This is a genomic window from Streptomyces sp. NPDC057271, assembly GCF_042668715.1.
Classification (GTDB): Bacteria; Actinomycetota; Actinomycetes; order Streptomycetales; family Streptomycetaceae; genus Streptomyces.
The window spans coordinates 1-12,967 of record NZ_JBHUYJ010000027.1 but is presented as its reverse complement, the minus strand read 5'-3'; the positions used below and the strand labels follow the sequence as shown (position 1 = coordinate 12,967).

The window sequence follows — 12,967 nt, the reverse complement described above, 5'->3', positions numbered from 1 at the left end:
TGGGAGCGGGCATAAGACCCGAAGGCGGGTGGCGCGGGTGTGGCGCGCCTCACCTACCGATTGTTCGGTCGTGGAGGCATTTTGGCTACAGGCACCCTCAGCCTGTGGACAATCGGTTCTCCACAGCCTGGGATAGAGACATGTCGTCCATGGATGAGAGGCGGGGGGACATGGCGGATGAACAAATGGCCGACGGCTGGGAGCAGGCCCTGGCCCAGAGTCCGGTCGGAGTGCCACAGGGCCCGCCGGCCCGGCCGCTCGACGCGATCGACCGCGACATCCTGCGCATCCTGCAGACGGACGGTCGCGCCTCGATACGCTCCGTGGCCGAACGGGTGCATGTCTCCCGGGCCAACGCCTACGCGCGGATCAACCGGCTGATCGACGACGGGGTGATCCGCGGCTTCAGCGCCCGCGTGAACCACGAGCGCGCGGGCCACGGCGCCTCGGCCTACATCACGCTCAAGATCGTCCAGAACTCCTGGCGCACGGTGCGCGAGCAGCTCCAGGCCCTGCCGGGCGCCGCGCACATCGCGCTGGTCAGCGGGGACTTCGACGTCCTCCTGCTGGTCCACACGCCGGACAACAGAACGCTGCGGGAGCTGGTGCTCACCAAGCTCCAGTCGATCCCCGAGGTGCTCTCCACCCGCACGCTGCTGGTCTTCGAGGAGACGGACCTCGACCCGGACCACTGAGCGGGCCGCCCGCCACCCGCCGCCCGCCGCCCGCCGCCTGCCGCCTGCCGCCCGCCGCCCGCCGACAACACCGGACCCGGCGGGCGCCCCGAAGGGGGCCCGAGCGGCCCCCGACGGACCCGAGCGGCCTTCGACGGACCCAAGCGGCCCCAACCGGACCCGAGCGCCCCCTCAGACAGACCCGGGCGCCCGGCCCGGCCCTCAGCGGGCCGTACGCAGCCCGTCGAAGGCCAGGTGGACCACGGTGTCTGCGAGCTGTTCGCGCTCCGCGTGGGCGCCCGGCAGCGGCCGGTACCACTCCACCAGCGAGTTGATCATTCCGAAGAGCAGCCGGGTGGCGAGCTTGATGTCCACGTCGGCTCGCAGGTCCCCGTCGGCCACGGCCGCCTTCAGCAGGTCGGCCACCCGGTGGTCGAACTCGCGGCGGCGCTCCATCGCCCAGCGCTCGGTGTCGGTGTTGCCCCGGACCCGCAGCAGCAGCGTCACGTACGGCAGCTCCGCGATCAGCACCTCGACCGTGCGCCGGGTGACGTACTCGACCCGCTCGATGGCCCGCCCACGGCCCGCGCCCGACTCGTCGAGGATCCCGAACAGCCCGTCTATGGCCCGGCTGACGGCCCGCCGCAGCAGCTCCTCCTTGCCCGCGACATGGTGGTAGATCGAGGACTTCGAGATACCCGCCGCCTTGGACAGGTGCTCCATGGACGTGCCGTCGTAGCCCCGCTCGTTGAACACCCGTACGGCGACGGAGAGCAGCGTTTCGGGCGTGTACGTGTCACGCTTCGAGGTCGTCATGCCGTCGCCTCCGCCTCGGCCACGGCGGACTCCACCACGGCGGAGCCGACCACGGCCGCCTCGGCCGCGGCCCGCTCGGCGGCGGCCCGGCGGCGCAGCGCCTGCGAGGGGGCATAGCGGCCCGTCGGGTACTCCTCGTGGAGGTTCGAGAGCGTCTCCAGGACCCAGTCGACGCCGAGTTCCTCGCCCCACGCGAGGGGTCCGCGCGGGTAGTTCACGCCGAGCCGCATCGCGGTGTCGATGTCGTCGGCGTCGGCCACCCCGCGCGCGGCGGCGTCGAAGGCGAAGTCGGCGAGCATCGCGACCGTACGGGCGACGATCATGCCGGGGACGTCGCGGATGACGCTGACCTTCTTGCCGACTACCTGGAAGAGGCCGATCGCCTCCTGGAGGGCGTGGTCCTCCACGGTGGCCGAGGGCGCGAGCACGATCCTCTCGCAGGCGGAGAAGTCCAGCGCCAGGTCGATGTGGATGACCGGCATCTCGGCGTCCTCGGCCGCCGTACCGTCGGCGAGGAAGAGCCGGGTGCCGCTCGGCAGCTCGATCCAGCCCGGGTAGCCGGCCACGGCGTCGTCCCCGCGGTCGACCACGATCGCGGTCTCTTCGATCAACTGCTCCAGGGCACGTGCCTGGTACAGGTCGCCCTGGACCGTCACCGAGGCCGGCGGATCGGCGGGCGGGGCGGTGTGCGGCTCGGGGGCCGCCGCGCCGTCGCCGTACGGGAACCAGCCGTGCCCCGACTTGCGGCCGAGGCGCTCCGACTCGACCAGGCGCCGCTGGGCGAGGGAGGGCGTGAACTTGGGGTCCTGGTAGAAGGAGTCCCAGACGGACCGGGTGACGGCCTCGTTCACGTCCTGGCCGATGAGGTCCGTCAGCTCGAAGGGGCCCATGCGGAACCCTCCGCACTCGCGCAGGGCGGCGTCGATGGTGGCGGGGTCGGCCACGCCCTCCTCGTAGACGCGCAGCGCCTCCGCGTAGAAGGGGCGCGCTATCCGGTTGACGATGAAACCGGGGGTGTCGGCGCAGCGCACCGGCGTCTTGCCCCAGGCCTTCGCGGTCTCGTACGCGCGCGTGGCGGCCGAGGCGTCGGTGGCGAAGCCGCTGACGACCTCGACGAGCGGCAGCAGCGGCGCCGGGTTGAAGAAGTGCAGTCCGACGAACCGGCCGGGCAGCCGCAGCCCTCCCGCGATCGCCGTCACGGAGAGGGAGGAGGTGTTGGTGGCGAGCAGCGTGTCGTCGCCGACGATCTTCTCCAGCTCGGCGAAGAGCCCCCGCTTGACCGGGAGCAGCTCGACGATCGCCTCGACGACGAGCGCGGCGTCGGCCAGGTCCGTCAGCGCGGCGGCGGCGTGCAGCCGGGCCGCGGCCGCGTCCCGTGCGGCGCGGCCCATCCGCCCCTTCTCGACCAGGCGGTCAAGGCGGGCGGCGAGGGCGGCCACGGCCTCCTCGGCCCGGCCGGGGGCGCTGTCGTAGAGCCGTACGGGATGCCCGGCGACCAGCGCGACCTGCGCGATTCCCTGGCCCATGGTCCCCGTGCCGACGACGGCGACGGTACGGCTGCGGTCGAGGGCGTCGGCACCGGAATCCGGCGCGGCGCCCGCCCCGGCGCCCGGCGCCGAGTCGCTCACATTGGCGGTCATACGACTGATCCTCCCCGATGGGTTGTCCACAGCTTCGACAGACCCCCTTGTCCCGACCGATCGTTCGGTTACTCTAACTCTGTCCGTCCTTTGCTGCCCACCCGTCTTCCACGACCACCCGTCGTGGAGCGCTCCGCGCGCCGAATCGATCTAGCTCGACGAGGAGTTGGTCCTGTAATGGCCGCCGCTCAGCTGACCACCGACGCCCTGGCCGAGAAGCACCGGTCCACGCTCGACCAGGCTCTCGACACCATCCGCACCCGCGCCTACTGGTCGCCGCACCCCGAGCACCCCAAGACCTACGGCGAGAACGGCTCGCTGGACGCCGCCGCCGGCCTCGAGGCGTACAAGGCGCTGCTGAACACCCGTTTCGAGCTGGACCAGCCCGGCACGGACGCCTGGACCGGTGCCGAGACCTCGCCCTACGGCCCGGCTCTCGGCATCGAGTACCCGCACGCCGACATCGACGTCCTGCTGCCCGCGATGCGCGCCGGCATGGCCGGCTGGCGCGAGGCCGGCGCCGAGGTCCGCGCCCTGGTCTGTCTGGAGATCCTCGCCCGGATCTCCGCGCGTACGCACGAGTTCGCGCACGCCGTCATGCACACCAGCGGCCAGGCCTTCATGATGGCGTTCCAGGCCGGCGGCCCCCACGCCCAGGACCGCGGCCTGGAGGCCGTGGCGTACGCGTACGCGGAGCAGACCCGCACCCCCGGCAACGCCGACTGGTCCAAGCCGCAGGGCAAGCGGGACCCGCTGGAACTCACCAAGGCCTTCACGCCGGTCGCGCGCGGCATCGCCCTCGTCATCGGCTGCAACACCTTCCCGACCTGGAACGGCTACCCGGGCCTCTTCGCCTCCCTCGCCACGGGCAACCCCGTCCTGGTCAAGCCCCACCCGCGCGCGGTCCTCCCGCTGGCGCTCACCGTCCGCGTCGCCCGCGAGGTCCTCGCCGAGGCGGGCTTCGACCCGAACCTGGTCGCGCTGGCCGTCGAGCGGCCCGGCGAGGGCATCGCCAAGACCCTGGCCGTCCGCCCCGAGGTCCGGATCATCGACTACACCGGCTCCACCTCCTTCGGCGACTGGCTGGAGGCCAACGCCCGCCAGGCGCAGGTGTACACGGAGAAGGCCGGCGTCAACACGGTCGTCGTCGACTCCACCGACGACTACAAGGGCATGCTGTCCAACCTGGCGTTCTCCCTGTCGCTGTACAGCGGCCAGATGTGCACCACCCCGCAGAACCTGCTGATTCCCCGCGACGGCATCACCACCGACGCGGGCCCCAAGTCGTACGACGAGGTCGTCGCCGACCTCTCGGCGGCGGTCGGCGGTCTGCTCGGCGACGACGCCCGGGCGAACGCGCTGCTCGGCGCCCTGGTCAACCCGGACGTGAAGGCGCGCCTCGAGGCGGCCGCCGGCCTCGGCGAGGTGGCCCTGCCCTCCCGCGAGGTGGCGAACCCGGACTTCCCGGACGCCGTCGTCCGTACGCCGGTGATCGTCAAGCTCGACGGCTCGAAGCCGGACCCGGAGGCGGCCTACTTCTCCGAGTGCTTCGGACCGGTCTCCTTCGCCGTCTCCGTCGACTCGACCGCCGACGCGCTGGAGCTGCTGCGGCGCACGGTCCGTGAGAAGGGCGCGATGACGGTCGGGGCGTACACCACCTCGCCCGAGACCGAGCGCGCCGTCGAGGAGGTCTGCCTGGAGGAGTCGGCCCAGCTCTCGCTGAACCTGACGGGCGGCGTCTACGTCAACCAGACGGCGGCGTTCTCCGACTTCCACGGCTCCGGCGGAAACCCGGCCGCGAACGCGGCCCTGTGCGACGGAGCGTTCGTCGCCAACCGCTTCCGGGTGGTGGAGGTCCGCCGCCAGGCGTGATCTCCCGGGCTCGCGGGGACCCTACGGGGTCTCCGCGGGCCGGTCACGCGCCGGGAGTGATCTCGGCGTACCGCTGCACCCACGCGTGCATCGCGATCGCCGCCGCGGCGCCCGCGTTGATCGACCGGGTCGAACCGAACTGGGCGATCGAGCAGACCATCTCCGCGTGCTCGCGGGCCTCCTCGGTGAGGCCCGGCCCCTCCTGGCCGAAGAGCAGCACACAACGGCGCGGCAGCACGGTCCGCTCCAGCGGCACCGCGCCCGGCAGATTGTCGATGCCGATGATCGCCAGGCCCTCGGCCGCCGCCCACGCGGTCAGCGACTCGGTGTCCGGGTGGTGGCGCACATGCTGGTAGCGGTCGGTGACCATCGCCCCGCGACGGTTCCAGCGCCGCCGGCCGACGATGTGGATCTCCTTCGCCAGGAAGGCGTTGGCGGTCCGCACCACAGAGCCGATGTTGAAGTCGTGGCCCCAGTTCTCGACCGCGACATGGAAGTCGTGGCGCCGGGTGTCCAGGTCGGCGACGATCGCCTCACGCGTCCAGTACCGGTACCGGTCGACGACGTTGCGCCGGTCGCCGTCCGCCAGCAGCTCCGGGTCGTAGCGCTCGCTGTCCGGCCAGGGCTGGGGATGCGGCCCCACACCGACCTCGGGGGCGTACCCGTCGTCGTACTGGATCGGCTCGGACTGTTCAGCGGTGCTCACCCCACGAGGGTACGGGGGGCGGGTTCCTCACCCGAACGGCGCTGCTCGGGCACCTCGCCTCCCCGGCGGGAGAGCAGCCGGTCCCAGCCGCGCCCCACCCGCGCGCCCAGCCACACCAGGAACGCCGTCGGCAGGAACACCGCGTCCGCGGAGATCATCGCGAGCGAGAACAGGGGCAGCCCGAGGAGCACGGCGATGCCGGCGTGCTCCAGAATCATCGCGATCAGCAGGACATTCTTGGCCTTGCGGTTGAGCAGGGCGAAGGGGAAGGCGACCTGGATGAGCACGGTGCCGTACGTCAGTACCAGCACCAGCACACCGCTGGAGCCGAGCAGATCGGACAGGGCGGGCCAGGGCGTGAAGTAGTCCAGCTGAAGCGGGTAGTAGAGCGCGGTGCCGTCCTGCCAGCGCGAACCCTGGATCTTGTACCAGCCGGCCGTCGCGTAGATCAGACAGACCTCGGCCATGATCACGACGAGGGTCGCGTTGTGGGCGAGGTTGGCGAGGACGTCGAGGAGCGTGCGGGGCTCGCCCGGGGCGTATCGGCACACCCACCACCACAGCGCCTGCGCCAGCCACAGCACCCACAGCATCACCAGGAGCCACAGCGAGCCGGTGATGTCGGCGAAGTACGTGGCGGCGAGCAGGAAGCCGCCCAGCACCGTCCACAACAGCGGCCCGACCACATCGCGACGCGCCTCCCGCCCCTCGTCCGCCTCACGGGCCTCACGGGCCGCCCTGCGGGCGTCGATGGACCAGACCTGGCCGCAGCGGGTCAGGACGAGGTAGACCGCGGCGAGATGGACCACGTTGTCCCCGCCGTCGCCCATGAAGACGGAGCGATTCTGCAGAGACAGCACGCCGACCATGAAGACCACCGACATGGCGCGGGTACGCCAGCCGAGCAACAGCAGGAGCGCGGAGAGGACGGCGAGGCCGTAGACGATCTCGAACCAGAGGGCGCTGTCGGACCACATCAGGGCCGTGAAGGCGTCGTTCTGGGCGATCAGCTGCCGGCCCATCTCCCATGCCCAGGGGCCGTCGGGGCCGTAGAGCTCATGCCGGTGGGGCAGCTCGCGCAGCAGGAAGAGCAGCCAGGTGAGGGAGAAGCCGATCCGGACGATCGCGGTCTGGTACGGGCCGAGCGCCGAGGCCGTCACCCGCTGGACGCGCCGAGCGAGCCGCCGGTCGAACGGCTCCCGCACAGAGGCGGGGGCGTTGGCGGCGGGGCCTTCGGCTTCCACGGCGCTGACGGCCTTCTTGCCGTTTGCGGCGTTCTCGGCCTTCTCGGCGTTCTCGGCCGTCTTGCCGTTCTCGGCGTTCTCGGCGCCTCCGGCGTCCGGGTGCGTGAATGATCGGTTCACCTGGCCGCCTCCGTACGGTCGTCACGCGCCCCGCCCGGCAGATCGGCGGCGGTCACCTTCCACCACGGGAGCTCCCGGTGAACGGGTTCCGTACCGGTCTTCTCGGTGCTCCACGACGGGGCGGGAACGCCGCGCGTGGTGGAGCGGAGCTGTATCTGCTCCACGACGCCGCCGAGCCGCTGCTCGTCGAGACGGAGCATGACGATCCGGCGGATGTAGCCCTCGGAGAGCCGGCCCCGCAGACCGTTGGGCAGATGGTCCTCGGTGTGCGAGTTCAGGTAGAAGTCCCACGCCCGACGGAGTTCGTTCTGTCGGGTGTGGCTGGGCACGAGGCTGCCGCGTATCGCCTCGGCGTCCTGGGCCGTCAGATCGATCCAGCCGGTCGTGCGCGGGGTGCCGTCGCCGTCCGCGACCCGGGCGCGGACCTGGACGGCGACGTTCTGCTGGAGCGGATTGGGGGCGAAGAGCTTCCAGTTCTGCTCGAACTCGGGATACACCCAGTCGTCGACCGCGGCGCCATGCTGCTTGGTCAGCGTGTTCGACGGCGCGACGTGCAGAAACACCATCGCGAGGTGGACGCAGGCGAGGACGCCCACGACGGCGAGCGAGACGGCCGCGACGACCTGGAACGGAAGGGAGAGGGCGGCGATCCCGGCGCCTCCTCGTGGACCCGGTCGCGGCAACGGGCGCTCCTCGCGCGTGTCCGCGTCGTCGTGCGCTTCCATCCCGCCCCGATCCCGATCGGTCCGCCCTCGGTTATCCACAGGGTTGACACCATACGGGCCGCCGACCGACCATTGAAGTCATTCAACCGAACGATCGGTCGGTAGGGAGTGCGATGACCGCAGGGACGGCAGCGACCGCAGTGACCGCGAACGCGCAGAGCGCGCGGGCGGCCGCGCACGGCGAGCAGGACACGGCGGCGGAGGCGGCACAGGCCGCCTACGAGGCGGTGTTCGACGCCGCCGTCGCCGCCGACGAGCGCATCGAGCCGCGCGACTGGATGCCCGACGCCTACCGGGCCTCCCTCGTCCGCCAGATAGCGCAGCACGCCCACTCCGAGATCATCGGAATGCAGCCCGAGGCCAACTGGATCACCCGCGCGCCCTCGCTGCGCCGCAAGGCGATCCTCATGGCCAAGGTCCAGGACGAGGCAGGCCACGGCCTGTACCTGTACAGCGCGGCGGAGACCCTCGGCACCGGACGCGACGAGCTCCTCGACAAGCTCCACGCCGGCCGCCAGAAGTACTCCTCGATCTTCAACTACCCCACGCTGACCTGGGCCGACGTCGGTGCCATCGGCTGGCTCGTGGACGGCGCCGCGATCACCAACCAGGTCCCGCTCTGCCGCTGCTCCTACGGCCCGTACGCCCGCGCGATGGTCCGCATCTGCAAGGAGGAGTCCTTCCACCAGCGCCAGGGGTACGAAGCACTCCTCGCCCTCTCCCAGGGCACCGAGGCCCAGCACGCCATGGCGCAGGACGCGGTGAACCGCTGGTGGTGGCCCTCGCTGATGATGTTCGGCCCCCCGGACGACGAATCGGCGCACTCCGCGCAGTCCATGGCCTGGAAGATCAAGCGGCACTCCAACGACGAACTGCGCCAGCGCTTCGTCGACATCGCCGTCCCCCAGGCCGAAGCCCTCGGACTCACCCTCCCCGACCCGGACCTGCGCTGGAACGAGGAGCGCGGGCACTACGACTTCGGCCCCATCGACTGGGCCGAGTTCTGGGACGTCCTCAAGGGCAACGGCCCCTGCAACGAACAGCGCCTCGACCGGCGCCGCCGCGCCCACGAAGAAGGCGCCTGGGTCAGAGAGGCAGCCGCGGCATACGCCGACAAGCACACGGCCGCCCAGCAGCACACGCACAAGAACACGGACACGGACACGAACGTGGAGGCACGGGCATGACCACCGACGGATGGCCGCTGTGGGAGGTCTTCGTGCGCTCGCGCCGCGGGCTGTCCCACACGCACGCCGGCAGCCTGCACGCGCCGGACGCCGAGATGGCCCTGCGCAACGCCCGGGACCTCTACACCCGCCGCAACGAAGGCGTCTCCATCTGGGTGGTCCCCTCCACCTCGATCACCGCCTCCTCGCCCGACGAGAAGGACCCGTTCTTCGAACCGTCGGCGGACAAGCCCTACCGCCACCCGACCTTCTACGAGATCCCCGAGGGAGTGAAGCACCTGTGAGCGAAGCACCCGTGAACGCGACCGCCGGCACCACCGGCACCGCCGCGATCACCGAAGCCGCCCTCGCCCTCGGCGACGACGCCCTCGTGCTCTCCCACCGACTCGGTGAGTGGGCGGGCAACGCCCCCGTCCTGGAGGAAGACGTCGCCCTCGCCAACATCGCGCTCGACCTCCTCGGCCAGGCGCGCATCCTCCTCTCCCTCGTCGGCGACGAGGACGAACTGGCCTACCTCCGTGAGGAACGGGCCTTCCGCAACACCCAGCTCGTCGAACAGCCCAACGGCGACTTCGCCCACACCATCGCCCGCCAGCTCTACTTCTCCACCTACCAGCGACTCCTCTACGGACAGCTGGCCGCAGGCGACGGCCCCCTGAGCGGCCTCGCAGCGAAGGCCGTCAAGGAAGTCGCCTACCACCAGGACCACGCCGAGCACTGGACCCTCCGCCTCGGCGACGGCACCGACGAGAGCCACGCCCGCATGCAGCGCGCCTGCGACGCCCTCTGGCGCTACACCGGCGAACTGTTCCAGCCCCTCGAAGGTCTCGGCGTGGACCACGAAGCACTCCGCGACGCCTGGCTCGACTCGATCACCGCCGTCCTCGAACGGGCCACCCTCACCGTCCCCGGCGGACCCGACACCGGCGCCTGGCGCGCAGGAGCCGGCCGACAGGGCCTGCACACCGAGTCCTTCGGCCGCATGCTCGCCGAGATGCAGCATCTGCACCGCAGCCACCCGGGGGCGACATGGTGACCACGACCATGACGGACCTGGAGCGGGAACTGGCCCGGATCGCCGGCGCCGTCCCCGACCCCGAACTGCCCGTCCTCACCCTCGAGGAGCTCGGCGTGCTGCGCGGCGTCCAGGTCCTCGGCCCCGGCCGCGTCGAGGTCGAACTGACCCCGACGTACACCGGCTGCCCCGCGATCGAGGCGATGTCCTCCGACATCGAGCACGCCCTGCACCGGCACGGCGTCCCCGACGTCTCCGTCGTCACCGTCCTCGCCCCCGCCTGGTCGACGGACGACATCAGCGACGAAGGACGGCGCAAACTCGCCGAGTTCGGCATCGCCCCGCCCCGCCCCCAGGGCCCGGCCGACGGCCCCGTCCCCCTCACCCTGGCGATCCGCTGCCCGCACTGCGGCTCCACCGAGACCGAGCTGCTCAGCCGGTTCTCCTCCACGGCCTGCAAGGCACTGCGCCGCTGCACGGCCTGCCGTGAACCGTTCGACCACTTCAAGGAGTTGTAGATGCAGTCCTCACGCTCCGGACGGGCTGAGTTCCATCCGCTCCGGGTGAGCGAGGTCGAGCAGCTCACGGACGACTCGGTGGCCGTCACCTTCGCCGTCCCGACCGAGCTCCGCGACGCCTACCGCCACACCCCCGGGCAGCACCTCGCCCTGCGCCGCACCGCGCGGGACGGCGAGGAGATCCGCCGTACCTACTCGATCTGCGCGCCCGCGGCCCCCACCGGCCAGGATCCCGTCCTGCGCGTCGGCATCCGGCTGGTCGACGGCGGCGAGTTCTCCACCTACGCCCTGAAGGAACTGGCCGTCGGCGACACCGTCGACGTCATGGAGCCCATGGGCCGCTTCACCCTCACGCCCCGCCCCGGCCGCTTCGCCGCCGTCGTCGGCGGCAGCGGCATCACCCCGGTCCTCTCGATGGCCGCCACCCTGCTCACCCAGGAACCCGACGCCCGGTTCTGCCTCGTACGGAGCGACCGCACCGCCTCCTCCACGATGTTCCTGGACGAGGTCGCCGACCTCAAGGACCGCTTCCCCGACCGCTTCCAGCTCATCACCGTGCTCTCCCGCGAGGAGCAGCAGGCGGGACTCCCCTCCGGGCGCCTCGACCAGGAGCGGCTGACCGGTCTGCTCCCCGCGCTCCTGCCCGTCGACGACGTCGACGGCTGGTTCCTGTGCGGCCCGTTCGGCCTCGTCCAGGCCGCCGAAAGCGCCCTGCGCGGCCTCGGCGTCGCCCGCTCCCGGATCCACCAGGAGATCTTCCACGTCGACGACGGCTCGGCGCCCGCCTCCGCACCCCCCGCGTCCGCCCCGGCCCACGCCACACTCACGGCGACCCTGCACGGCCGCTCCGGCAGCTGGCCGGTGCAGAAAGGCGAGACGCTGCTCGAAACGGTCCTGCGCGCCCGCGCCGACGCCCCCTACGCCTGCAAGGGCGGGGTCTGCGGCACATGCCGCGCCTTCCTCGTCGACGGCGACGTCCGCATGGACCGCAACTTCGCGCTGGAGCCGGAGGAGACCGAGGCCGGATACGTCCTGGCCTGCCAGTCCCACCCCGCCACCGCGGAAGTGGAGCTGGACTTCGACCGCTGACCGTCCCCGCGCAGCCATTCCCTTCCTCTAGAACCTGTTCTATCTTGACGATCCGTCAGACAGGCAACGGGAGGGCACGGCCGTGGACTTCACCTTCACCGAAGAACAGCAGGCGGCCGTCGAGGCGGCCAAAGCGGTCTTCTCCGGCGTCACACCCGACGCCGTACCGAGCCCCGCGCTCACCCCCGGAGCCGTCGCCGACGACTTCGACCGACCGCTCTGGTCCCGCCTCGCCACCGCCGACCTCCTCGGCATCGTCCTCGACCCCGAACACGGCGGCGCGGGCCTCGACACCATCGCCCTCTGCCTCGTCCTCCGCGAATCCGCACGCGTCCTCGCCCGCGTCCCCCTCCTGGAGACCAGCGCGGTCGCCATGACCATCCAGCGCTACGCCGACGTGCACACCGCGGCCGAACTCCTCCCCCGCGTCGCACGCGGCGAACTCGTCCTCACCGCCGCCTCCAACGGCCGCACGGGCCACGACCCCGCCGAACTCGCCGTCACCGCCCACCGCGACGGCTCAGGCTGGATCCTCGACGGCCTCCAGAGCGCCGTCCCCTGGGCCCACAGCGCCGACCGGATCGCAGTCCCCGCCCACACTCCGAAAGGACGGACCGTCCTCGCGCTGCTCCCCCGCACCCACCCCGGCCTCACCCTCGCCGAGCAGTACTCCACCAGCGGCGAACTCCTCGCCGAACTCCGCCTGGACTCCGTACGCCTCGACACCACCGACGTCATCGACACCGACGGCGCCTGCAACTGGCTCCACGGCGTCCTCACCACCGGAACCTGCGCCCTCGCCCTCGGACTCGGCGAGAACGTCCTCACCATGACCAGCCGGTACACCGGCAAACGCGAACAGTTCGGCCACCCCGTGGCCACCTTCCAGGCCGTCGCCGTCCAAACAGCGGACCGCTACATCGACCTGCGCGCCATGGAGGTCACCCTCTGGCAGGCCGCCTGGCGCATCAGCAGCGGAGCCGGCGGACCACTGCCGTCCGCCGCGGACATCGCCGTCGCCAAGATCTGGGCCTCGGAAGGCGTACGCCGCGTCGTACAGACCGCCCAGCACCTCCACGGCGGCTTCGGCGCCGACACCGAATACCCCCTGCACCGCTACCACGCCTGGGCCAAGCAACTCGAACTCGCCCTCGGCCCGGCCGCGGCCCACGAGGAAACCCTGGGCGACCTCCTCGCCGCCCACCCCCTCGGCTGATCCCGCCGGTCAGACCCGCCCGGCCGTCCACAACCTCACAGGGCAGTACCTCTAGGCCCGGACTTCGCACATGGTGTTTCAGGTGTCCAGCCAGCGGGGGCGGGTTTCGTCGATGCCGAGTAGTGCGAGGAGGTGGGCTTGAACA

13 protein-coding genes are annotated in these 12,967 nt (G+C 71.5%); 8 read left to right on the top strand and 5 right to left on the bottom strand.

Annotation, left to right across the window (positions count from 1 at the left end):
- Positions 1-185: 185 nt before the first annotated feature.
- Complete coding sequence (locus ACFUJR_RS15465; protein WP_383170645.1) at positions 186-695, top strand: Lrp/AsnC family transcriptional regulator; 510 nt, start codon at positions 186-188, stop codon at positions 693-695.
- A gap of 201 nt (positions 696-896) precedes the next feature.
- Here ACFUJR_RS15465 and ACFUJR_RS15460 read toward each other — a convergent pair whose 3' ends face one another.
- Together ACFUJR_RS15460 and ACFUJR_RS15455 are read right to left on the bottom strand one after the other, a co-directional pair.
- Entirely contained in the window at positions 897-1,490 is a 594-nt protein-coding gene (locus ACFUJR_RS15460) for a TetR/AcrR family transcriptional regulator (protein ID WP_383170586.1), read from the bottom strand.
- The gene (locus ACFUJR_RS15455; RefSeq protein ID WP_383170583.1) at positions 1,487-3,130 is read right to left on the bottom strand and encodes a 3-hydroxyacyl-CoA dehydrogenase; all 1,644 of its coding nucleotides are present in this window, start codon (positions 3,128-3,130) and stop codon (positions 1,487-1,489) included. Before ACFUJR_RS15455 ends, ACFUJR_RS15460 begins: the two co-directional genes overlap by 4 nt.
- A gap of 177 nt (positions 3,131-3,307) precedes the next feature.
- Between ACFUJR_RS15455 and paaN the strand changes: the two genes are divergently transcribed.
- Positions 3,308-5,002, top strand: coding sequence for a phenylacetic acid degradation protein PaaN (gene paaN, locus ACFUJR_RS15450; protein ID WP_383170581.1), 1,695 nt, complete (start codon positions 3,308-3,310; stop codon positions 5,000-5,002).
- Between the two features lie 43 nt (positions 5,003-5,045).
- Here the strand turns inward: paaN and ACFUJR_RS15445 are convergent, their stop codons facing one another.
- The 3 genes from ACFUJR_RS15445 to ACFUJR_RS15435 form a co-directional block, all read right to left on the bottom strand.
- Positions 5,046-5,708 carry a TrmH family RNA methyltransferase gene (locus ACFUJR_RS15445; protein WP_383170578.1) on the bottom strand — a complete coding sequence of 221 codons (663 nt, stop codon included), beginning with the start codon at positions 5,706-5,708 and terminating at the stop codon, positions 5,046-5,048.
- Complete coding sequence (locus ACFUJR_RS15440) at positions 5,705-6,913, bottom strand: HTTM domain-containing protein (protein WP_383170642.1); 1,209 nt, start codon at positions 6,911-6,913, stop codon at positions 5,705-5,707. The genes ACFUJR_RS15445 and ACFUJR_RS15440 overlap by 4 nt, the downstream gene beginning before the upstream one ends.
- A gap of 155 nt (positions 6,914-7,068) precedes the next feature.
- A complete protein-coding gene (locus ACFUJR_RS15435) occupies positions 7,069-7,797 on the bottom strand; it encodes a DUF5819 family protein (RefSeq protein ID WP_383170575.1) in 729 nt (242 codons plus the stop codon).
- 113 nt (positions 7,798-7,910) lie between these two features.
- Here ACFUJR_RS15435 and paaA point away from each other — a divergent pair, with 113 nt between their 5' ends.
- The 6 genes from paaA (at position 7,911) to ACFUJR_RS15405 (ending at position 12,822) form a co-directional block, all read left to right on the top strand.
- A complete protein-coding gene (paaA, locus tag ACFUJR_RS15430; RefSeq protein ID WP_383170572.1) occupies positions 7,911-8,984 on the top strand; it encodes a 1,2-phenylacetyl-CoA epoxidase subunit PaaA in 1,074 nt (357 codons plus the stop codon).
- A complete protein-coding gene (gene paaB / locus ACFUJR_RS15425) occupies positions 8,981-9,268 on the top strand; it encodes a 1,2-phenylacetyl-CoA epoxidase subunit PaaB (RefSeq protein ID WP_383170569.1) in 288 nt (95 codons plus the stop codon). The genes paaA and paaB overlap by 4 nt, the downstream gene beginning before the upstream one ends.
- Positions 9,265-10,020, top strand: a complete 756-nt coding sequence (gene paaC / locus ACFUJR_RS15420; RefSeq protein WP_383170566.1) for a 1,2-phenylacetyl-CoA epoxidase subunit PaaC — start codon at positions 9,265-9,267, stop codon at positions 10,018-10,020. Before paaB ends, paaC begins: the two co-directional genes overlap by 4 nt.
- Positions 10,014-10,517 carry a 1,2-phenylacetyl-CoA epoxidase subunit PaaD gene (gene paaD / locus ACFUJR_RS15415; protein WP_383170563.1) on the top strand — a complete coding sequence of 168 codons (504 nt, stop codon included), beginning with the start codon at positions 10,014-10,016 and terminating at the stop codon, positions 10,515-10,517. The genes paaC and paaD overlap by 7 nt, the downstream gene beginning before the upstream one ends.
- Positions 10,518-11,606 carry a 2Fe-2S iron-sulfur cluster-binding protein gene (locus tag ACFUJR_RS15410; protein WP_383170560.1) on the top strand — a complete coding sequence of 363 codons (1,089 nt, stop codon included), beginning with the start codon at positions 10,518-10,520 and terminating at the stop codon, positions 11,604-11,606.
- Between the two features lie 82 nt (positions 11,607-11,688).
- The gene (locus ACFUJR_RS15405) at positions 11,689-12,822 is read left to right on the top strand and encodes an acyl-CoA dehydrogenase family protein (protein WP_383170557.1); all 1,134 of its coding nucleotides are present in this window, start codon (positions 11,689-11,691) and stop codon (positions 12,820-12,822) included.
- Positions 12,823-12,967 lie beyond the last annotated feature (145 nt).